18 protein-coding genes, 1 other RNA gene and 1 riboswitch are annotated in these 21,144 nt (G+C 67.0%); of the genes, 9 read left to right on the forward strand and 10 right to left on the reverse strand.

Annotation, left to right across the window (positions count from 1 at the left end; translation table 11 throughout):
- Positions 1–184 (reverse strand): GcrA family cell cycle regulator (locus VRZ77_RS00005; RefSeq protein WP_414590658.1); only part of this gene is annotated, 184 nt, incomplete at its 3' end.
- A gap of 409 nt (positions 185–593) precedes the next feature.
- Between VRZ77_RS00005 and VRZ77_RS00010 the strand changes: the two genes are divergently transcribed.
- The 3 genes from VRZ77_RS00010 to VRZ77_RS00020 all read left to right on the forward strand — a co-directional run bounded on the left by VRZ77_RS00010 (position 594) and on the right by VRZ77_RS00020 (position 3,861).
- On the forward strand, positions 594–1,802 hold the full coding sequence (locus VRZ77_RS00010) for an aspartate aminotransferase family protein (protein WP_414590659.1): 1,209 nt from the start codon (positions 594–596) through the stop codon (positions 1,800–1,802).
- Positions 1,799–2,734 (forward strand): ornithine carbamoyltransferase, encoded by a 936-nt coding sequence (gene argF, locus VRZ77_RS00015; protein ID WP_414590660.1) that lies wholly within the window; start codon positions 1,799–1,801, stop codon positions 2,732–2,734. The genes VRZ77_RS00010 and argF overlap by 4 nt, the downstream gene beginning before the upstream one ends.
- A gap of 101 nt (positions 2,735–2,835) precedes the next feature.
- On the forward strand, positions 2,836–3,861 hold the full coding sequence (locus VRZ77_RS00020) for an Hsp33 family molecular chaperone (RefSeq protein WP_414590661.1): 1,026 nt from the start codon (positions 2,836–2,838) through the stop codon (positions 3,859–3,861).
- Positions 3,862–3,919: 58 nt separating this feature from the next.
- Here the strand turns inward: VRZ77_RS00020 and argE are convergent, their stop codons facing one another.
- From argE to VRZ77_RS00040, 4 genes are all read right to left on the reverse strand, one after another.
- The gene (argE, locus tag VRZ77_RS00025) at positions 3,920–5,083 is read right to left on the reverse strand and encodes an acetylornithine deacetylase (RefSeq protein WP_414590662.1); all 1,164 of its coding nucleotides are present in this window, start codon (positions 5,081–5,083) and stop codon (positions 3,920–3,922) included.
- A 57-nt stretch (positions 5,084–5,140) separates the two neighbouring features.
- Positions 5,141–6,592, reverse strand: coding sequence for a TrkH family potassium uptake protein (locus VRZ77_RS00030; RefSeq protein WP_414590663.1), 1,452 nt, complete (start codon positions 6,590–6,592; stop codon positions 5,141–5,143).
- Between the two features lie 142 nt (positions 6,593–6,734).
- On the reverse strand, positions 6,735–7,127 hold the full coding sequence (gene apaG, locus VRZ77_RS00035) for a Co2+/Mg2+ efflux protein ApaG (RefSeq protein WP_414590664.1): 393 nt from the start codon (positions 7,125–7,127) through the stop codon (positions 6,735–6,737).
- Positions 7,128–7,210: 83 nt separating this feature from the next.
- Complete coding sequence (locus VRZ77_RS00040; protein ID WP_414590665.1) at positions 7,211–8,431, reverse strand: O-succinylhomoserine sulfhydrylase; 1,221 nt, start codon at positions 8,429–8,431, stop codon at positions 7,211–7,213.
- A gap of 46 nt (positions 8,432–8,477) precedes the next feature.
- A riboswitch (SAM riboswitch) is annotated at positions 8,478–8,557 on the reverse strand.
- An 81-nt stretch (positions 8,558–8,638) separates the two neighbouring features.
- Between VRZ77_RS00040 and VRZ77_RS00045 the strand changes: the two genes are divergently transcribed.
- Positions 8,639–9,763: a 2'-deoxycytidine 5'-triphosphate deaminase gene (locus VRZ77_RS00045; protein ID WP_414590666.1), complete on the forward strand. Its 1,125-nt coding sequence runs from the start codon at positions 8,639–8,641 to the stop codon at positions 9,761–9,763.
- 7 nt (positions 9,764–9,770) lie between these two features.
- On the opposite strand, the gene nudC is transcribed toward VRZ77_RS00045, so the two are convergent.
- Positions 9,771–10,715 carry an NAD(+) diphosphatase gene (gene nudC / locus VRZ77_RS00050; protein WP_414590667.1) on the reverse strand — a complete coding sequence of 315 codons (945 nt, stop codon included), beginning with the start codon at positions 10,713–10,715 and terminating at the stop codon, positions 9,771–9,773.
- Positions 10,715–11,140: an HIT domain-containing protein gene (locus VRZ77_RS00055; protein WP_414590668.1), complete on the reverse strand. Its 426-nt coding sequence runs from the start codon at positions 11,138–11,140 to the stop codon at positions 10,715–10,717. Before VRZ77_RS00055 ends, nudC begins: the two co-directional genes overlap by 1 nt.
- A gap of 357 nt (positions 11,141–11,497) precedes the next feature.
- Between VRZ77_RS00055 and VRZ77_RS00060 the strand changes: the two genes are divergently transcribed.
- Positions 11,498–12,643, forward strand: a complete 1,146-nt coding sequence (locus VRZ77_RS00060) for an alpha-hydroxy acid oxidase (protein ID WP_414590669.1) — start codon at positions 11,498–11,500, stop codon at positions 12,641–12,643.
- A gap of 14 nt (positions 12,644–12,657) precedes the next feature.
- Complete coding sequence (pip, locus tag VRZ77_RS00065) at positions 12,658–13,611, forward strand: prolyl aminopeptidase (protein WP_414590670.1); 954 nt, start codon at positions 12,658–12,660, stop codon at positions 13,609–13,611.
- A gap of 53 nt (positions 13,612–13,664) precedes the next feature.
- Here pip and VRZ77_RS00070 read toward each other — a convergent pair whose 3' ends face one another.
- Positions 13,665–14,015, reverse strand: coding sequence for a hypothetical protein (locus VRZ77_RS00070; RefSeq protein WP_414590671.1), 351 nt, complete (start codon positions 14,013–14,015; stop codon positions 13,665–13,667).
- Positions 14,016–14,261: 246 nt separating this feature from the next.
- Here VRZ77_RS00070 and ffs point away from each other — a divergent pair.
- The 3 genes from ffs (at position 14,262) to VRZ77_RS00085 (ending at position 16,777) form a co-directional block, all read left to right on the forward strand.
- Positions 14,262–14,359, forward strand: an RNA gene (gene ffs, locus VRZ77_RS00075) — signal recognition particle sRNA small type.
- A gap of 154 nt (positions 14,360–14,513) precedes the next feature.
- Entirely contained in the window at positions 14,514–16,442 is a 1,929-nt protein-coding gene (locus VRZ77_RS00080) for a DNA polymerase III subunit gamma/tau (protein ID WP_414590672.1), read from the forward strand.
- A gap of 14 nt (positions 16,443–16,456) precedes the next feature.
- On the forward strand, positions 16,457–16,777 hold the full coding sequence (locus tag VRZ77_RS00085) for a YbaB/EbfC family nucleoid-associated protein (RefSeq protein WP_414590673.1): 321 nt from the start codon (positions 16,457–16,459) through the stop codon (positions 16,775–16,777).
- Between the two features lie 235 nt (positions 16,778–17,012).
- Here the strand turns inward: VRZ77_RS00085 and VRZ77_RS00090 are convergent, their stop codons facing one another.
- Together VRZ77_RS00090 and VRZ77_RS00095 are read right to left on the reverse strand one after the other, a co-directional pair.
- On the reverse strand, positions 17,013–17,621 hold the full coding sequence (locus tag VRZ77_RS00090; protein WP_414590674.1) for a TetR/AcrR family transcriptional regulator: 609 nt from the start codon (positions 17,619–17,621) through the stop codon (positions 17,013–17,015).
- A complete protein-coding gene (locus VRZ77_RS00095) occupies positions 17,618–21,034 on the reverse strand; it encodes an acyl-[ACP]--phospholipid O-acyltransferase (protein ID WP_414590675.1) in 3,417 nt (1,138 codons plus the stop codon). The genes VRZ77_RS00090 and VRZ77_RS00095 overlap by 4 nt, the downstream gene beginning before the upstream one ends.
- Between the last annotated feature and the right edge of the window lie 110 nt (positions 21,035–21,144).

Raw genomic sequence — 21,144 nt, forward strand, 5'->3', positions numbered from 1 at the left:
GCTTTCGGGGGCGCGGGGCGGGAGCGGCGACGGCCTTGGCGCGGCCCGACAGGCCGAGGCGATGGACCTTGCCGATCACGGCATTACGGGTCACGCCCCCGAGTTCCGCCGCGATCTGGCTCGCCGAAAGTCCCTCGGACCAGAGTTTCTTCAGCAACTCGACGCGTTCGTCCGTCCAGTTCATTGCCGTGCCTCCTGAAAACCCATCGATCGCGCGGCAGAATCCCTCAGCGCTCCGATTCCGGGTGTACCGGCCGGACCAACGCTGCTGACGCCACTTTCGGAATACCGCCGCACGAGATGTCGTATCTGACGAGGGGGAGGCTACAATATGCGTTGACTCAGGCCCAGTAGGTTCAGGGCCGAAACGATTGTTTTCCCCAGTTGCGAGTCCGCGCGGCAACACTGCGCCGCTCCGCTCGCCTGTCACCGTGAGGTCATATGCGCATTAGTCCGTCAAGATGCGCGGGCAAATATTGACCGGGGATTCCTTATCTATAAAATTCGCACTCTCGGGTGCCGCCCCCGCAAGGGCGGCACGTTTCGTTTTGGGCCTGCCCTATGCGGCAAGAGTTGAGAAAGTGGAGGGGACAGTGATCGACCCCATCCTGCCGACCTATAATCGTGTGAACCTCGTTTTCGAGCGTGGCGAAGGCGCCTGGCTGTTCACCCGAGATGGCGAGCGATATCTCGACTTCACCGCCGGCATCGCGGTGAATGTCCTCGGTCATGCCCACCCCCACCTTGTCGCCGCTCTCACCGAGCAGGCCGGCAAGCTGTGGCACCTGTCCAACCTGTTCCGCATCGAGGGAGCCGAGCGCCTGTCGCGCCGTCTCGTCGAGGCGACGTTTGCGGACACCATGTTCTTCACCAATTCGGGTGCGGAAGCGCTGGAATGCGCGATCAAGATGGCCCGCAAGTACCAGTACGTCTCGGGCCACCCGGAGCGCAGCCGCATCATCACCTTCGAGGGCGCCTTCCACGGCCGCACGCTCGCCACCATCGCGGCAGGCGGCAATGCGAAATATCTCGAAGGCTTCGGCCCGGCCATGCCCGGCTTCGACCAGGTGCCGTTCGGCGACATTGAGGCGGTGAAGGCCGCGATCGGGCCTGAAACCGGCGCGATCCTCATCGAGCCGGTGCAGGGCGAAGGCGGCGTGCGAGCCGCGCCGTGGTCGTTCCTGAGGGCGCTGCGCGCGCTCGCCGATGAGCACGGGCTGTTGCTGGTGCTGGACGAGGTGCAGTGCGGCGTCGGGCGCACCGGCAAGTTCTTCGCCCATGAATGGGCCGGCATCGCGCCGGACATCATGGCGGTGGCCAAGGGCATTGGCGGCGGCTTCCCGGTCGGCGCCTGCCTCGCCACGGAAGAAGCCGCCAAGGGCATGACCGCCGGCACGCACGGCTCCACCTATGGGGGCAACCCGCTGGCCATGAGCGTGGCCAACGCCGTGCTCGACGTGGTGCTGGAAGACGGGTTCCTGGAAAACGTGCGCGACATGTCGACCCGGCTGCGCCAGCGCCTCGCCGAGCTGAAGGACCGCCACCCCGCCATCATCGGCGAGGTGCGTGGCGAGGGCCTGCTGCTCGGCCTGCGCACGCTGGTGCCCAATGGCGAGATGGTGGACGCGATGCGCGCCGAGGGCATGCTCGGCGTCGGCGCGGCCGACAATGTGGTGCGGCTGCTGCCGCCGCTGAACATCGGGGAGGCCGAGATCGACGCGGCGTTCACCCGGCTCGACGCCGCCTGCGCGCGGCTGGAGAAGGGCCTGCGGGCCGAAGCCCAGAAGGGAGCGGCGGCATGAACGCGCGCGCCAGCAACATCAAGCATTTCCTCGACCTCGACGCGCTGCCGGCCGACCAGCTCCGCGACATCATGCAGCTCTCGCATGATCTCAAGAGCCGCCGGCAGGTGATCGCAGCCGAGAAGCCCTTCGCCGGCAAGGTGTTGGCGATGATCTTCGACCAACCCTCGACCCGCACGCGCATCTCCTTCGATGTCGCGATGCGCCAGCTCGGGGGCGAAACGATCATGCTGACCGGCGCGGAAATGCAGCTCGGGCGTGGCGAGACCATCGCCGACACCGCGCGCGTGCTCTCGCGCTATGTCGACGCAATCATGATCCGCATCCTTGACCACAAGGCGCTCGAAGAGCTGGCGCAGTACGCCACCGTCCCGGTGATCAACGGCCTGACCCGCGACTCCCATCCCTGCCAGATCATGGCGGACGTGATGACCTTCGAGGAGCACAAGGGTTCCATCCAGGGCCGCACCGTGGCGTGGACCGGCGATTCCAACAATGTGCTGGTGTCCTGGGTTCATGCCGCGCAGCGCTTCGACTTCGCGCTGAACGTCGCGACCCCCGAGGAGCTTGCTCCGCGTCCGGCGCTGATCGACTGGGCCCGCCGCACCGGCGCTCGCGTCAAGTTCGGCCGCCATGCCGAGGAAGCGGTGGAAGGTGCGGATTGCGTGGTCACCGACACCTGGGTGTCGATGGGCGATGCCGAGGCCGAGCGCCGTCACAACCTGCTCAAGCCCTATCAGGTCAACGGAGCCCTGATGAAGCGCGCCCAGCCGGACGCGATCTTCATGCACTGCCTGCCGGCCCACCGCGGCGAGGAAGTCACCGACGAGGTGATGGACGGCCCGCAATCCGTGGTGTTCGACGAGGCCGAGAACCGTCTCCATGCCCAGAAGGGCATTCTTGCCTGGTGCCTCGAAGGCGCTCAGGGCTGACGGGCCGCCACGCTGCCGCTTGAGTGACGCCGGGCCGCGAGGCTGCCGGCGCCCTCTCGCATCCGGCGCGGGGCGCACCTATATGGGCGGACGGAGCTGACATGACATCAAAATCACAGACCTCATCCCCCGCCACCGCCCCCCTCGCCCCGGATATCGCGGACGACCGGGTGACTCCGTTTCACGTCGACGGCCTCGACACACGCGGGCGCATCGTGCGCCTCGGCGCGACGCTCGACGCCGTGATGGCGCATCACGACTATCCGGCCCCGGTGAAGCGCCTCCTCGGCGAAGCCGTGGCGCTGACCGTGCTGCTCGGCTCGACGCTGAAGATCACCGGCCGCTTTATCCTGCAGACGCGCACCGACGGGCCGGTCGACTTTCTCGTGGTCGACTTCACCGCGCCACACGACGTGCGCGCCTATGCCCGCTTCGATTCCGGCCGGCTCGATGCGCTCAGCGACGTCGAGCGCCGCGACAGCGGGCTGCTGCTCGGGCGCGGCCATCTCGCCATGACCATAGATCAGGGCCTCAGCGTGAACCGCTATCAGGGCGTGGTCGCGCTGGAAGGCGGCGGGCTGGAAGAAGCCGCGCACCAGTATTTCACCCAGTCCGAACAGATCCCGACCCGTGTACGGCTCGCAGTCGCCGAGGAAGTTCATCCGGGCGGCGCCGCCTCCTCCTGGCGTGCCGGCGGGCTGATGGCGCAGTTCCTGCCCACCGAGGGCGGGCGCATCCGCCCTGTCGACCTGCACCCCGGCGACGCGCCGGAAGGCACCGAGTTGCCGATGGCGGATGAGGACGATGCGTGGATGGAAGCCCAGTCGCTGGTCGGCACCATCGAGGACCTCGAACTGGTGGACGCCGAGCTGTCGAGCGAGCGCCTGCTGTACCGGCTGTTCCACGAGCGCGGCGTGCGCGTGTTCGATTCCGAGCATATCGATGCCCGGTGCTCGTGCTCGCGCGACCGGGTGATGGAGGTGCTGACCAATTTCTCCCAGGAACAGCGCGAGAGTCTGGTGGAAGACGGCCGGATCACCGTCACCTGCGAGTTCTGCGGCCGCTCCTACGGCTTCAAGGCGGAGGAAGTGATCAACGAAGAGCCGCCGGCGCCGTCCGGCGAGTAACCGCCCCAGGCATCTCCCCCGGAAGCTGCGTCGCGGCTTCCGGCCCGCGGTCCCGGCTCTACGCCGCGCACTCCGCGATCAGGCCCCTCAGGAAACGCTCGCAGGCGCGAAGCTGTGCCAGCTCGATATATTCGTCGGGCTTGTGCGCCTGATCGATCGAGCCTGGCCCGCAAATGATGGTCGGCACGCCCTGCGCCTGGAAATGCCCGCCCTCGGTGCCATAAGCCACCGTATAGGTGCGGTTCTGCCCGGCGAGGCGCAGCGCCAGCAACTCGGCCTCCGAGCCGGTCTGCGGCCGGAGCGGGGGCACCTTGTAGATCATGTCGGTGACGATCTCGGCCTCGGGCGCCTCGACCCTCAGCTTGGGCACCACGACCTCCTGCGCGAAACGCTCGAAGCGCGCCAGCAGCGCGGCCTCGTCGAAGTCCGGCAGGCCGCGTACGTTCCAGCGGATCGCGCAGCGTCGCGGCACGATGTTGCCGGCGGTGCCGCCCTCGATCACCGTGACCTGCACCGTGGTATTGGGCGGATCGAAACGACCGCTGGCATCGCCCTTCGCGATCAGCTCGGCGCGGTAGCGGTCGAGTTCGCCGACCAGCTCGGCGGCGGCGAAGATCGCGTTGGCGCCCAGATGCGGCATGGAGGAATGCGCCTCGCGGCCGATAACTGTGGTGACATAGGCGATGCCGGACTTGTGGGCGTCGACCACGCGCATCGAGGTCGGCTCGCCGACGATGCACGCACGCGGCAGGGGAAGGTCGACCCCGAGCTTGCGCACCGCCGGCACGACCCCGGTGCAGCCGATCTCCTCGTCATAGGACACCAGAAGATGGATCGGCGTCTTCAGCGCCGCATTGGCCATCTCTGGCACCATGGCGAGGCAGGCGGCGACGAAGCCCTTCATGTCGCAGCTTCCGCGCCCGTACAGCCGGTCGTCGACCGGGGTGAGCGTGAAGGGATCGGTGGTCCAGGGCTGGCCGTCCACCGGCACCACGTCGGAATGGCCGGACAGGCACACGCCGCCGACGCCGGCGGGGCCGATGGTCGCGAACAGGCTCGCCTTGTCGCCCGTCTCGTTCGGCACCGTGACGCTCTCAATGCCGAAGGCGGCCAGGTAGTCGCGCACGAAGCCGATCAGTTCGAGATTGGAATTGCGGCTCGTCGTGTCGAAGGCCACCAGATAGGCCAGAAGTTCCTCGGTGGTGGTACGGCTGGCCAGCATGAAAAGTCCCCGTTTCGGTGCCCGGCAGGATAAGGGAACCGGACGCCGAACAACAGCTTATCGCCGCCACAGGCTGGGGAGGAAGAGCACCAGAACGGTGAAAAGCTCCAATCTCCCCATCAGCATCCCGATGGACAGCAGCCAGATCACATGATCGGGCAGCGCCGAGAAGTTCTGAGCCGGGCCAATGACCGGGCCGAGACCGGGGCCGACATTGGCGACCGCCGTAATCGCGGCGGAGAACGACGTGATGAGATCGAAGCCCAACGTGTTGATCGCCAGCGAGATCACCATGAAGGTCGCCATGTAAAGGAAGGCGAAGGACAGCACCGAGGCCACCACGTCGTCGCCGATCGGCGCCCCGTTATAGCGCACCGGGAACACGCCGTTGGGATAGATGATGCGCTTGAGATGCTGGGAGAGCGCGGAGCCTAGAATGGCGATGCGGAACATCTTCATGCCGCCGGCCGTCGAGCCGGTGCAGGCGCCGAGAAACAGCAGGATGAAATAGAGCGCCTCGGTCGGCGGCCCCCAATGGGTGAAGTCGGTCGCGACGAAACCGGTGGTCGACATGATCGACACCACGTTGAACAGCGCGTTGCGCAGTGCCGGCTCGCCTTCCGCGATTCCCCCGCGTATCTGCTGGAACGTCGAGAGGAGGGTGAACAGCGCCACCAACCCGAGGAACAGCCGCACCTCGCTATTGGCGAACAGGCGGCTGAAATCGCCGGCCAGAACGCGGACATAGAGCACGAAGGGCAGCGAGCCGGCGACCATGAAGACCACGGCGGCATATTCGATCGCCGCGCTGTGGAAATAACCGATCGAGGCGTCGTGCGTGGCGAAACCGCCGGTCGAGATCGTGGCCATCGCATAGGCCACGGCGTCGAATACGCTCATCCCGCACAACAGGAAGGTAACGGCGCAGGCCAGGGACAGCACCAAATAGGTGCCCAGAATACTCTTGGCCATCTGCGCCGCCCGCGGCAGCATCTTCTCCGCCTTGTCGGATGACTCGGCATGGAAAAGCTGCATGCCGCCGACCTGCAACATGGGCAGGAAGGCGATGGCCAGCACGATGATGCCGATGCCGCCATACCAGTGCAGGAAGGCGCGCCACATCAGCACGCCGGGCGGACGCTGGTCGAGGTTGGAGATGACGGTCGCGCCGGTGGTGGTCAGGCCGGACATCGCCTCGAAATAGGCGTCGGTGAAGGAGAGGTCGGTGTCCGACCACATGAAGGGCACGGCGGCGAAAGCCGAGAGCAGCACCCAGCTGAAGGTGGTGAGCACGAAGGCCTGCCGCAGATCCAGCCGCTCCACTTCACCCGAACGTCCCGCCAGCCACAGCGATAGGCCGACGAACACGGTGATCGCGGCGGAAGCGGCATAAACGATGAAGTCGTTGTGCCCGGAGACGACATCGACCAGCGCCGGTATCAGCATGGTAGTGCCGAGAATGGCGAGCAGGACGCCCAGAATGGCGGCGATCGGGCGGAAATCGATCACGGGCGTCTGATACCGTTATCGCGAAGGAACAGCTCGGTTCGGGCGGGATGCCCGCAGGCCGCAGGCCGCCGTGGGAGGTGGCGGGTACGACAGCGCGAAACATAGCCGCTTCCCCCGCCCCCCGGAAGCCGCCGCGTCACGGTCAATTGAGGGTATGCACCGCGCCGGGAAGGTCGAGCGAGAAGGCGGGCACTTCCGCGTCGAAGGCCTCCCCGCTCGGCGTGGTGAAATTGTAGCTGCCTTCCATGATGCCGGTGGAGGTCGGCAACGGCACCCCGCTGGTGTATTCGAAATGGCCGCCCGGCGGCAGCACAGGCTGCTCGCCGACCACGCCGGCGCCGCGTACCTCCTGCACCCGCCCGAGCGCATCGGTGATGATCCAGTGCCGGGTGCGCAACTGCACCGTCTCCGCGCCGAGATTCACGATCTCGATGGTGTAGGCCCAGAAATACTGGTTGCGGTCAGGGTCGGATCGTTCCGGCGAGAAGCGCGGGGTCACCGTCACCTGCACGCCGTGAGTGGTCGCACGGTACATGACGCCTCCTTGATGATTCCCGGCACGGCGCCAGTCAAACCGCTTCCCCCGCCGACGGCAAGGCCGACAGGGGAAGGGCAGGCTCACACCGCCGCGAGCGCGCGGGCGAGATCCTCGGTGAGATCGTCGACATGCTCCAGCCCGACAGAGAGCCGAACCATGCCGTCGCTGATGCCCATATCCGCCCGCTGCTCGGGCGTGAAACGCTGGTGCGTGGTGGTCGCCGGATGCGTGACCAGGCTCTTTGCATCGCCAAGATTGTTGGAGATGCGGGCGATGCGCAGCCCATTGAGGAAGCGGAAGGCGCCCGCCTTGCCGCCCGCGATTTCGAAGGTCACCAGCGTGCCGCCACCGCGCATCTGGCGCTTGGCGAGTTCATGCTGGGGATGGTCGGCCCGGAACGGGTAGAGCACCTTCGTCACCTTCGCCTCGCCGGCCAGCCGGTCGGCGAGCGTGCTCGCGCTCGCCTGCATGCGCTCGACGCGCAACGGCAGCGTCTCCAGCCCTTTCAGCATCACCCAGGCATTGAAGGGCGAGGCCGACGGGCCGGTCTGGCGCAGGAAGGTCTGGAGATGGTCGGCCAGGAACTTCTCCGAACACAGCACCACGCCGGCGAGGCAGCGGCCCTGCCCGTCAATATGCTTGGTGGCGGAATAGACCACGACATCGGCGCCCAGCGCGATCGGGCTCTGCAGCATCGGGGTGGCGAACACATTGTCCACGATCAGGCAGGCGCCGGCCGCCTTGGAAATCGCCGCGACGCCGGCGATGTCGACCAGTTCGAGCGTCGGGTTGGTCGGGCTCTCCAGGAAGAATACCTTGGTTTCCGGCCGCACCGCCGCCTTCCAGGCATCGAGGCTCGCGCCATCGACCAGCGTGGTCTCGACGCCGAAGCGCGGCAGCAGTTCCTCCACCACATAGCGGCAGGAGCCGAACAGCGCGCGCGCCGCCACAACATGGTCGCCGCTTTTAAGCTGGCACAGCAGCGCCGCCGTCACCGCCGCCATGCCGGAGGCGGTAGCGCGGGCGACTTCCGCGCCTTCCAGCAAAGCGAGACGGGTCTCGAACATCGCGACGGTGGGATTGGAATAGCGCGTGTAGATGAAGCCCGGATCGTCGCCCTTGAAGCGCGCCTCGGCCTGCTCGGCCGTGTCGTAGACATAGCCCTGCGTAAGATACATCGCTTCCGCCGTCTCGCCGAAAGGCGAGCGCAGGATGCCGCCATGAACGAGGCGGGTGTCGGGCCGCAGCGCGGCGATATCGGCGGGAGAGAGTTTCGGCTCGGCGGACTTTTCGGCGGACATGAGCGGCTCCGGTATCTGATACAGACCGGGGTCGCCCACGTGCAAACGCCACGCGGCCCCGACCTTTTAGCATCCTTGTTTAGCGTGGCGGCAAGCCGGCCGGCTCAAAAGACCACGTTGTGGGACGCACTTAGGCCCGTGCCGGGCTTGGCGTCAAGGGGCTCGTCCGGTAAAGCGAACGCATACGCATCCAGCGGAGAGCCCAGCGTGTTCGAAACCGGCCGGCCCGATAGCGGCGAAGGCATTCTCCCCGACCACGCCATCGCGGCGCTGGCGGCGGGCGGGGCGATCCGCACCGCGCGGCCTTTCGACGAGGACCAGATCCAGCCCGCGAGCCTCGACCTCAGACTCGGCCCGACCGCGTGGCGTATTCGGGCAAGCTTCCTGCCCGGCCCGGGCGAGAGCGTGGCGCAGCGGCTGCAGCGGCTGGCCCTTCACCAGCTCGACCTGACCGGCGGCGAGGTGCTGGAGACCGGCTGCGTCTATCTGGTGGAGCTTGAGGAAAGCCTCGCTCTGCCGGCATCCATCGCCGCCTCGGCGAATCCGAAAAGCTCCACCGGCCGGCTCGACATCTTCACCCGCGTGATCGCCGACCGCTCGCGCGCCTTCGACGTGGTGCCGGCGGGCTATGAGGGCAAGCTCTATCTGGAAATCAGCCCGCGTACCTTCCCGATCCTGGTGCGACAGGGCTCGCGCCTGTCGCAGATCCGGTTCCGGGTCGGCGACACAAGACTTGGCGAGGACGAACTGCGCGACCTGCACCGCGCCGAGCGGCTGGTCGGGACCGACGAGGCTGATGTCGCGGGCGGCGGGATCGCGGTCAGCGTCGACCTGTCGGGCGACGGCTTCGGCGGCCTGCTCGGCTTCCGCGCCAAGCACCACACCGGACTGATCGATGTCGACCGGCGCGCGGCCTGCGATGTCGACGATTATTGGGAGCCGCTGGTGACGCGCGGCCGGCGCGAGCTGGTGCTGGACCCGGACGCCTTCTATATCCTCGCCTCCAAGGAAACCGTGCACGTGCCCCCCGCTTATGCCGCGGAAATGGTGCCGTTCGACCCGCTGGTCGGTGAGTTCCGTGTGCACTATGCCGGCTTCTTCGATCCCGGCTTCGGCCACGATGCCGCCGGCGGGCGCGGCGCCCGCGCCGTGCTGGAAGTGCGCTCGCGCGAGGTGCCGTTCATCCTCGAAGACGGGCAGATCGTCGGTCGGCTGGTCTATGAGCGCATGCAGACGCTGCCCACCGCGCTTTACGGCGAGGGCCTCGGCTCGAACTATCAGGCACAGGGGCTGAAACTCTCCAAGCACTTCAAAGCCTGGACGCGGGACTAAAGGTCGCTCACCCCGCCGGCGGGTCGCGGCCTTCCACGAAGGCGCGGATCAGGTGGTGGGCGATCGCCATGGGCGGGGGCACGGTGAGGCCTTCCGGGTGGCGGCCTTCCATCATCGCCGCGACCTCCGCGCGGGAGAACCAGCGCGCGCCTTCCAGCTCCACATCGTCGACCACGATCTCGCGGCTCGCAGCCTCCAGATGGAAGCCGATCATCACCGACATCGGGAACGGCCAGGGCTGCGAGGCGAGATAGCGCGCCGCGCCGGTGCGGACGCCGGCCTCTTCCTTTGTTTCGCGACGGGCGGCGTCCTCGAAGGTCTCGCCGGGCTCGACGAAGCCGGCGAGACACGACCACATGCCCGGCTTGAAGCGCGGCGAGCGGCCCAGCAGGCAGTTGTCGCCGTCCACCGTGAGCATGATCACCACCGGATCGGTGCGCGGAAAATGCTGGGCGGCGCAGTTCGGGCATTCACGCCGCCAGCCGCCCTCGCCCACCTCCAGCCGCTCCCCGCAATTCGAGCAGAAGGTCCGGCGCGCGTGCCAGGACAGCAGCGCCTTGGCGCAGGCGAGTTCGCCGACTTGATCGGGCGGCACCAGCCCCTCGACAGCGATGGAACGCAGGTCGGTGAGGAGCAGGTCGCTGCGCTCGGTCAGTTCGCCGGCAGAGGCGGCGTGGAGTGGCAGCACGAAATGCGGGACCGCACCATCGAAGCCCAGCAGGCAGGCCTCACCGATCCGTCCGCCGAAGGATACGGCGCTGGCGAGGTCGAAGAACGCGTCGAGCGCCCCGCCCCGCCGCACCAGCACCACGGTCTCGCCGGCGATCAGGCAGGCACGGGCGGCCGGGGCACGCAGGAATTCGGGCGTTTGCGCGCGCCGCTCACTCGCCCGGTCCAGGCGGAAGCCGGCATAACCGAGATGCGGCCAGGGGCCCAGCCGATTCGTCGCCATCACTCGATCTCCAGCGCCGCGCGCAGCCGCGCGATCAAAAGCTCCGCCGCTTCGGGCACATAGGCTTCGGCAGCGCCGCGCCCCCAGACCGGGGCGGGCCAGGCCGCGTCGCCTTCGAAGCGGGCGACGACGTGGATATGAAGCTGGCGCACCATGTTGCCGAGCGCGGCGACATTGAGCTTGTCACAGCCGGTCAGCGTCTTCAGCGCCCGCGAAACCCGGTCTGTTTCTGCGCTTGCCTGCACGCGGTCGCCTGTTTCGAGTTCGATCAACTCGGCAAGTCCGGCGCGGCGGGGGACGAGGATCAGCCAGGGATAGCGCGCATCGTTCATCAGCAGCACTCGGCATAGCGGCAGTTCGCCGACGGGCAGCGTGTCGGCGGCAAGGCGCTCATCGAGGTGGAAATCGGCGGAATCGGCGCTCATGCGGCGGCTCATCGGCGGGACGGAGGACCCGCCGGCCGGCGGGCGCCCTTCTATAGCGCGGTTCGCCGGCGGAGCCATCGCTTTCGGCCTTCGCGGTCGCGCTCCCGACCAAATGCGATATCCCATCGATTGAAATCGGCGGTACTGTACGCAGCCCCGATTGACTCGCCCGCCCGGAGCGGCGAAGGCTGCGCGGCTTTGGTCGTTTTTTTTGACCAGGCGAGCCGAGAGGGAGTTTGCGATGTTCGAATGTAGTGGTTACGCGACCCGCAGACGCTTGCTGAAGAAGGACGCGACGGCGGCCTGAAGGCTGCCACTTCCACCCCAACCAGCCTCCAGCACGGACCTTGGACCGACATGCGCCTGAGCGATTGCCATAATTTCCACGACTTCCGCACCCTCGCCAAGCGCCGGCTGCCGGGCCCGATCTTCAACTATATCGACGGCGCCGCCGACGACGAAGTCACCTATCGCCGCAATGCCGAGAGCTTCGAGCATTGCGATCTGGTGCCGAACATCCTGCGCGGCGTGCAGAGCGTCGACATGTCGGTGACGGTGCTGGGCCAGAAGCTCGCCACCCCGTTCTACTGCTCGCCCACCGCGCTGCAGCGCCTGTTCCACCATGACGGCGAGCGCGCGGTAGCGGCCGCCGCCTCCAAGCTCGGCACCATGTTCGGCGTCTCCTCGCTCGGCACGGTGAGCATGGAGGAATTGCGCAAGACCTATGAAACCCCGCAGTGCTACCAGTTCTATTTCCACAAGGACCGCGGCCTGAACCGCGCCATGATGCAGCGGGCGAAGGAATCGGGCATCAACGTGATGATGCTCACGGTCGACAGCATCACCGGCGGCAATCGCGAGCGCGACCTGCGCACCGGATTCTCGATCCCGTTCCGGCTCACGCTTGGCGGCATGACGCAGTTCGCGCTCAAGCCGATGTGGGGCATCAACTTCGTCACCCACGAAAAATTCAAGCTGCCCCAGCTCGACGCCCATATCGACATGGGCGGCGATACCATGTCGATCGGCCGCTATTTCACCGAAATGCTCGACCCGTCGATGACCTGGGACGACGTGGCCGAGATGGTGAAGCTGTGGAATGGCCAGTTCTGTCTCAAGGGCGTGATGTCGGTAGAGGACGCCAAGCGCGCCGCCAGCATCGGCTGCTCCGGCATCGTGCTGTCAAACCATGGCGGGCGCCAGCTCGACGGCTCGCGCGCTGCCTTTGATCAACTCGCCGAGGTGGTGGACGCGGTGGGCGACCGGCTCGACGTCATTATCGATGGCGGCATCCAGCGCGGCACCCACATCCTGAAGGCGCTCTCGCTCGGCGCCAAAGCGGTGGGCATCGGGCGCGCTTATCTCTACCCGCTCGCCGCCGCCGGCCAGCCGGGCGTCGAGCGCGCGCTCGGCCTGCTGCGCACCGAGGTGGAACGCGGCATGAAGCTGATGGGCGTATCTTCGCTCGACCAGCTCTCGCGCAACAATCTGCGCTTCCGCTGAACGAAGGTGTCGAGATGAGCGAACTGCGCACCCTCTACCCGCCGATCGAGCCCTATGAGAGCGGCATGCTCGATGTCGGCGATGGCCATTCGATCTATTACGAGCGCTCCGGCACGCCCGGCGCCAAGCCTGTGGTGTTCCTCCATGGCGGGCCGGGCGGCGGTTTTTCGGCGAGTCACCGCCAGCTTTTCGACCCCGCACGCTATGACGTGACGCTGTTCGACCAGCGCGGCTGCGGGCGCTCATTGCCCCATGCCTGCCTGGAGGCCAACACCACCTGGCATCTCGTCGCCGATATCGAGCGGCTGCGCGAGAAATTCGGCCACGCCAAATGGCAGGTATTCGGCGGCTCCTGGGGCTCGACGCTGGCGCTGGCCTATGCCGAGACCCACCCGGAGCGGGTGAGCGAGCTTATCGTGCGCGGCATCTACACGCTGACCCGCGCCGAGCTCGACTGGTATTACAAATTCGGCGTCTCGCAGATGTTCCCCGAGAAATGGGAACGCTTCCTCGCGCCGCTGAAGACGCCGGAAGAACGCGCCGACCCGATGAACGCCTATCGCGCCCTGCTGACCGGCGATGACGAGGCGAAGAAGCTCGAAGCCGCCAAGGCGTGGTCGATCTGGGAATCCGAGACCATCACGCTTCTGCCGGATGAGGCCACCTCCGCGCCGTTCCGCGACGGGCACTATGCGCTCGCCTTCGCGCGGATCGAGAACCACTTCTTCGTCCATGCCGGCTGGTTGGAGGAAGGCCAGCTGCTGCGCGACGCCCACAAGCTCGCCGGAATTCCCGGCGTGATCGTCCACGGCCGCTACGACATGCCCTGCCCCGCCCATTATGCGTGGGCGCTCCACAAGGCGTGGCCCGATGCCGAGTTCCACCTGATCGAAGGCGCCGGCCATGCGTATTCCGAGCCGGGGATACTGGACCGGCTGATCCGGGCGACGGACGGGTTTGCCACCTGATATGACAAGGCCCGCCATGTCGACCATGGCGGGCCTTGTTTCATGCGGCGCGATCAGCCGAGCGTCGGGCAACCCGGCGCATTGGCAAAGCGGATGCGCTCCGGCCCGCGACGGGTGAAACCCTCGACGACGATGCTGCGATCCGACACGCGCACCACCTGCGCGTCGCGCAGACCTTCCTCTCGCGCGGCGCGGCGCGCCTCACGCGGCGAACAGCCGCCGCGCCGTTCCTCATAGCGAGGACCATCGTAGCGCCGCCCGTCATAGCCATAAGGAACGACCGGCCGAACCCCGTTCGGTCCGACTTCGAGCTGAAGGCCCTGCGCCGCGGCGGGCGCAGCGATCAGTATCGGAGCAGCGGCAACAGACAACGCAATCGCCGCCGCAGACATAAACCGGATCATGGAAAGTCCTCCTTGGGTCCACTGACGATCAAATTCCAGTGGACGGGCAATTCGGATGAGGATCGATTGGTTCCATGACGTTCAGCAAGATTCAACTCAGCTGAACCGGAATTGTGAGATATCCTGGAATGGTTGGTTGTACTTAGATATTAACGAAATAAATTCGACTCTGAGCCAGGCTGAAGATCGGGATCGGCGTTCTGCCACCCCCTTGCATCCTTCCCCCATCTGCCCGATATAGGCGCCGGGAGGTTGGCGGTGGACGAGCCACTCGCCAACCGGGTCAGGTCCGGAAGGAAGCAGCCCCAACGAGCCCGACTCGGGTCTCTGTCCAGCCTCCCACCTTATGCATCGCCCGCGTCGGGATAGGCCGCCGTGCTCTTGAGAGCCACGCGCGGCGGTCGCGGAAACCGGCTGTCTCCGCCATCCCCGGATTTTTGACCCGCGTTTCATCGCGGCGTTGCCTCCTCACCGTCCGGCGATGCTATGAAGGGGCCCATGAGCGCGGACATTCCCGACCACCCGACCGCATCCCCCGACGAAGCGGAGCTGATGGCGCCCGGCTTCGACCTTGGCCCCGTGTCGGCGCCGGCCGGCGGGGCGACGCCCTATCGCGTGCTCGCGCGCAAATACCGTCCGCAGACCTTCGCCGACCTGATCGGCCAGGAAGCGATGGTGCGCACCCTGTCCAATGCCTTCGCCTCGAACCGCATTGCGCAGGCCTATATGCTCACCGGCGTGCGCGGGGTCGGCAAGACCACCACCGCCCGCATCATCGCCCGCGCGCTGAATTATGAGCCTGCGGACGGCCCGCCCGGAGGCGGCGCGCCGACGCTCGACATGCCGGTGCTCGGCCGGCACTGCAAGGACATCATCGAGAGCCGCCATGTCGACGTGCAGGAGATGGACGCCGCCTCCAATACCGGCATCGGCGACATTCGTGAGATCATCGAGGCCGCGCGCTACAAGCCGGTGCTGGCGCGCTACAAGGTGTTCATCATCGACGAAGTGCACATGCTCTCCACCGCCGCCTTCAACGGGCTGCTGAAGACGCTTGAAGAGCCGCCCGAGCATGTGAAGTTCATTTTCGCCACCACGGAAATCCGCAAGGTGCCGGTGACGGTGCTGTCGCGCTGCCAGCGTTTCGACCTCAGGCGGGTGGATGCCGGCGTGCTCGCCGCCCATCTGCGCGGCATTTGCGGCCATGAGGGCGTCGGCATCGATGCGGAGGCGCTGAGCCTCGTCGCCCGCGCGGCGGAAGGCTCGGTGCGCGACGCGCTCTCGCTGCTGGATCAGGCCATCGCCCACAGCGGCGGCACGGTGCACGCGGAAGAGGTGCGCTCGCTGCTCGGCCTCGCCGACCGCAGCCGCGTCATCGACCTGTTCGAGGCGCTGATGAAGGGCGAGATCGGCGTCGCGCTGACCGAATTGCGCGAGCAGTATGATTCCGGCGCCGATCCGGCGGTGGTGATTTCCGACCTCGCCGAGTTCACCCATCTCGTCACCCGGCTGAAAATCCTGCCCCACACGGCGGACGATGCCGCGCTGGTGGAAGCCGAGCGGCTGCGCGGTGCGGAGTTCGCGCAGAAGCTCTCCATGCGCGTGCTGGCCCGGGCGTGGCAGATGCTTACCAAGGGGCTCTCCGAGGTGCAGCAGGCGGCGAAGCCGATGCAGGCGGCGGAAATGGTGCTGGTGCGCCTCGCCTATGCGAGCGACCTGCCGACCCCGGACGAGGCGCTGCGACGTCTGCGCGAGGAAGGCGGTGAGGCTCCCGCTCCCCGCGCGCCGCTGCCCTCCGGTTCGTCGGGCGGCGGAGCGTCGGCGGCACTGGCGCAGCCGGTCGCGCAGTCTCATGCCACACCCCGTCCCGCCGCAGCTCCGATCAGCGCGCCGCAAAGCCATCTCTCGGTGGCGACCCGCAGCAGCGCGCCAGCGGCGGCCACGCGCCCGGCCCCGGACGTCGCCCCCGCGGTCCGCCTCTCCACCATGGCGGAACTGGTGGCGCTTGCCGCGTTTAAGCGTGACCTGAAGCTGAAATTCGCGCTGGAGAATCACGTCCGCCCGGTCGCCTTCGAGGATGGTAAGGTCGAGGTCGCGCTGGTCGAGGGCACCTCGCCCGCTCTGGTGCAGGAGTTGCAGAACAAGCTCGCGGAATGGACGGGCCGGCGCTGGCTGGTGGCGCTGTCGCGCGAGGAAGGCGGGGCGACGCTCGCCGAGGAGGCCACCGCCGCGCGCGACGCGATGATGAGCGATGTGCGCGCCGATCCGCTGGTCACCGCCGTGCTGTCGCGCTTTCCCGGAGCCTCCATCGTCGATGTGCGCACCAGCGCCACGGACGAGCCGGCGCCGGGAACTTCGATCGACGATCCCGATTTCATGGCCGGGCGCGAGGATGGCCCCGGTCCCGACGACGAACTCGAATTCTAAGGTAAGGAGCCCGCATGAAAGACCTTCTCGGCATGATGTCCAAGGTGAAGGAGATGCAGGCCCGCATGGAACAGATGCAGGCCGAGCTGGATTCCATTGAGGTCGAGGGCGCATCGGGCGGCGGCATGGTCAAGGTGACGCTGACCGCCAAGGGTGCGCTGAAGGCGATCTCGATCGACCCGAGCCTCTACAATCCGGACGAGGCGGAAATTCTGGAAGACCTGATCGTCGCCGCCCACGCCGAGGCACGCGCCAAGAGCGAGCGGCTGGTGCAGGAGAAGACGCAGGCGCTGACTGCCGGCCTGCCGATACCGCCCGGGCTGAAGCTGTTCTGAAAACTTGCAGATGCGGGTGAATTAGTTCGCCGCAAACGTGACGTCCTGCTCGCATGGACTCCCGATGTCGAGGAGCCCGTGCGGTATTGAGGACGCGGATAAGTGCATGGCGGTCCTGTCGGCCGCCATGTTCTTTCCGGCGACGCCTTCGCCGCTCCCCTGGCGCGGGAGCCCGAGATGCCCAGCCTTGTCATAACGGCGTAGGACTCTTGTCCGCCGGGCCGGCCGAACTGAATCAGGCCTCCCCGGTCACCCCAAGCATCCGCAGCGCCGCCCGCGTGATCGCTGGAGCGTGCGCCGCGAGCGGGCGCTCAAGGCGGCCATACACGGCGAACACCGCCGGCTGGATCACCAGGCCAAACGTCAAGGCGGCGGCAAGCTCGGCCGGGTGAGGCAGCTGCGCGCCCTCCCCTGCCGCATCCCCCAGCACCAGCGCCAGCGCCTCCACGGCATTGGCTTCCGGCGCGACGGAGACGTGGAGCAGATGGTCGTGCTGGTTGATCAGCAGATAGCTGAACAGGGCAGGTTCTTCGTCAAACAGCACACAGGCCAGCCGCACGATCTCGCCAAGCCTCGCGGCGAGGCCGGCATGGGTCTCGCGTACCTTCAGGATCGTTTCCGCCAGCCCGGCATAGCGCGAGAGGAACAGCTCGCGCGCAAGTGCGTCCTTGGAGGCGAAATGCCGGTAGAGCGCGCCCTCGCTCACACCGACGGCTTGGGCGATGTCGCGCACCGAGGTGCCGTCGACGCCCTTTTCCGCGAATAGCCGCAGCGCCTCGGCTTCGATCCGCGCGCGCGTCTCCGCGCCGTCGCGGCCCCGGCGGGCGGCGGGCGCAGCACTCATGGCGTCCCTCCGGCACTACGCGCGGCCGCGACTTCGAGCGCGAGGCGGCGGGCGGCGGTGAAGTCGACCTTGCCCGAGCCCAGCAGGGGCAGCGAGTCCATGAGCTGAATCTCCGCCGGGATCATCAACTCGGTCACGCCCATCTCGCGGCCATAGGCCTGCAGCGCCGCGCGCGTCAGGCCGGCATCGGTGGTCATCAGCACGATGCGCTCGCCGCGCCGCGCGTCGGGGATCGCGACCGCGACATGCTCGGCATCGGGCCGCAGCGCCGCGACCATGGCGTCGATGGCGGCAAGCGAGATCATCTCGCCCGCGATCTTGGCGAAGCGCTTGGCGCGGCCGCGAATGGCGACGAAACCCTCCTCGTCGATGGCCACGATATCGCCCGTGTCATACCAGCCGGCCTCCGGCGGTTCGAGCACGCCGGGTGCCTCGGCACGCAGATAGCCGAGCATCACGTTCGGACCCTTCACATTCAGCCGGCCACCCTCGTCGATACCCGGTACCGGTTCGAGCACGTGCTCGATGCCCGGCAGCAATCGGCCGACCGTGCCGGCGCGGTTGAACATCGGCGTGTTCACCGCCAGCACCGGCGAGCATTCGGTAACGCCGTAACCTTCGAGGATACGGTGGCCGAACTTCTCCATCCACATCCGGCGCGTCTCGGTCTTCACCGGCTCGGCGCCGGCCACCACGAAGCGCAGCGAGCGGAAATCATAGGGGTTGGCGGTGCGGGCATAGCCCATGAGGAAGGTGTCGGTACCGACGATGGCGGTGGCATTGGTGGCGTAGACCATCTCCGGGATGATCCGGTAGTGCAGCGGCGAGGGATAGAGGAAGCATTTCAGCCCCGACACCATCGGCAGCACCAGCCCGCCGGTCAGCCCGAAGGAATGGAACACCGGCAGCACGTTGAACATGATGTCGGCCGGCGAGAAATCGATCCGCGCCGCCACCTGCGCGACATTGGTCAGGATGTTGCGGTGGGATAGAACGACGCCCTTGGGGCTGCCCTCCGAACCGGAGGTGAACAGGATGAAGGCCGGCTCGTCCGGGTGCGCGGGCTTGGGCGCCCCGCCTGTCAGTGCCTCCGGCAGCATGGCGGCGATCTTGTCCCGCGTGGTGAGGGAGGCGCGGATATCCTCGCTCATCAGCACGCGGACATGCGTCGAGAGCTCCGCGACCTCCGCCTCCAGCTTCGCCTTCTCGATGAAGGCGCGCGAGCTGACGATGAGCTTCACTTCCGCCGCGCGGCAGGCCGAGACCAGATTGGCGGCGCCGGCCGTGTAGTTGAGCATCACCGGCACACGGCCGTGGCGGGACAGGCCCATGAGCACAACCGCGATGCCGGCGGCGTTTGGCAGCAGCACGCCGACCTTCTCGCCACGCTGCGTCTGCGCGGCGAGGCTAGCGCCCAGCAGCTTTGCGCCGAGCAGCAGCTTGCGGTAGCTCAGCGAGGTGCCGAGCGGGTCCTCCACCACGATGCGCCCCTTGCCGAGCCGCACCGCCGCCTCCTCGACCGCCTGATAGACGGTCTGGCCGGAATGGGCGGTCGCGAACATCAGGTCGGACATGATGTCGTAGAGCGCCGCCCCGGCCGCGCGCCGGCGCTTGCGGCCGAAAAGTTCCGGGTCGACCTCGATGCGCTTGGGCGGCAGGATGGTCACGCGCACCTTCGGGAATAGTCGCTTGCGGGTCTGGTCGGTGGTCAGGCGCGAAAACGGCGTCTGCTCCAGCCCCTCGATGCGCACCGGCACCACTTGGGCCCCTGCCTTGTCGGCCACAAGGGCGGAGCCGTCATAGATCTTCATGATCGAGCCGGTGACGGTGATGCGCCCCTCGGGGAAGATCACCAGTTGCTCGCCCTGCTGCACCAGCTTGATCAGGTCGCGCGTGGCGAGCGGACGGGTCGGGTCGAGCGGGAAGGCGCGCACCAGCTTGAGGAACGGCTTGATCCACCAGCGCTCGGCGATGCCGGCATCGACCGCGAAGACCGGATCATTGTCGAGCAACGCCATGATCAGTGGCGCATCGAGGAAGCTGACATGATTGATGGCGATCACCGAGCCTGGCCCGGCATTCTTCAGATGCTCGGCGCCAGTCACCTCGACGCGGAACAGCACGCGGAACACCAGGCGGATCAGGTCACGCAGCACATGGCCCCGGAAGGCGCGACCCACCAGCAGCGCCACCACCAGCGTCGCGACGCCGATGAGCGCCAACAGGGCCGGCGCCCCGAAGCCGGCGATCTGCAGCCCGGCGACAACGATCGCGCCCGCCACCATCATCGCGGCATTCAGCACATTGTTGGCCGCGATCACGCGGGCGCGCTGGTCCTCATGCGCCTCGGCCTGCACATAGGCGAAGGTCGGCACCACGAAGGCGCCGCCCGAGGCGGCGAGGCCGACGAGGCCGATGGCGGCATGAAGACCCGCCGGCGAGAGCAGGAAATCCTGCCAGCCCACCATCTCCGCCGCCGGCGCGAGCCCGGAAATGGTGACGGCGATGTACAGCGCGAACAGGCCCATCATCACGCCTGCGAACGGCACGAGCGCCAGCAGAATGCGCCCTTCCGACAGCTTGGCGGCGAGCATGGAGCCGATGGCGACGCCGATGGTGAACAGCATGAGGAACAGGGTGACGATGCCCTCCTCCCCGCCGATATTCTCCTTCACCATGGTCGGCAGCAGCGACAGCACGATCGCGCCGACCATCCAGAACCAGCTCACGATCAGCGCGCCGCGCCAGACATTGGGCTGGGCGCGCAGATCGCGCAGCATCTGCGAGGTGCCGCGGAAGATGTTGAGGTCGATCTTCAAGCCGGGCGCGCGCTGGGCGGTCGAGGGAATGAAGCGCGCGCTCAGCCAGCCGATCACCGCGAGGATGAAGGTGTAGGCCGCGACATGCCAGTCGCCGACATGGGTGATGGCCAGTGCCCCGGCGACCGTGCCGCCGAGAATGGCGATGAAGGTCGCGGTTTCGACCAACGCATTGCCCGCGACCAGTTCATCCTTGGCAAGCTGATCCGGCAGGATGCCGAACTTCACCGGCCCGAACAGCGCGGAGAGGCAGCCCATGAGGAACAGGCCGAAGAAAAGGATGGGCAGCGATTGCAGGACGAAGCCGGAGGAGGCGATGAGCACGATCCAGATTTCGGCGAACTTCACCCGCCGCGCCACCAGCGCCTTGTCGTAGCGGTCGGCGATCTGGCCACCAAGGCTGGAGAGCAGGAAGAACGGCAGGATGAAGATCGCACCCGCCAGCGTGACCAGCGCGCCGCCATTGGCTTGCCCGATGCCGTAGAGAATCAGCAGCGCCATCGCGTTCTTCACGAAATTGTCGTTGAAGGCGCTGAAGAATTGGCACCAGAATAGGGGTGCAAAGCGCTTCGCGGACATCAGGCGCGTGAACATCGGGCGGACTCCCTGCGTCGCCATTTATGTTAGTAAACGATCACTCACATAAACATCCGACGAAGTCAATCGCGTTCCTAGAGGAAATGTCCGAGAGCTTCGGGAAGGGA

This window comes from Ancylobacter sp. G4_0304, from assembly GCF_047501495.1.
Lineage (GTDB): Bacteria > Pseudomonadota > Alphaproteobacteria > Rhizobiales > Xanthobacteraceae > Ancylobacter.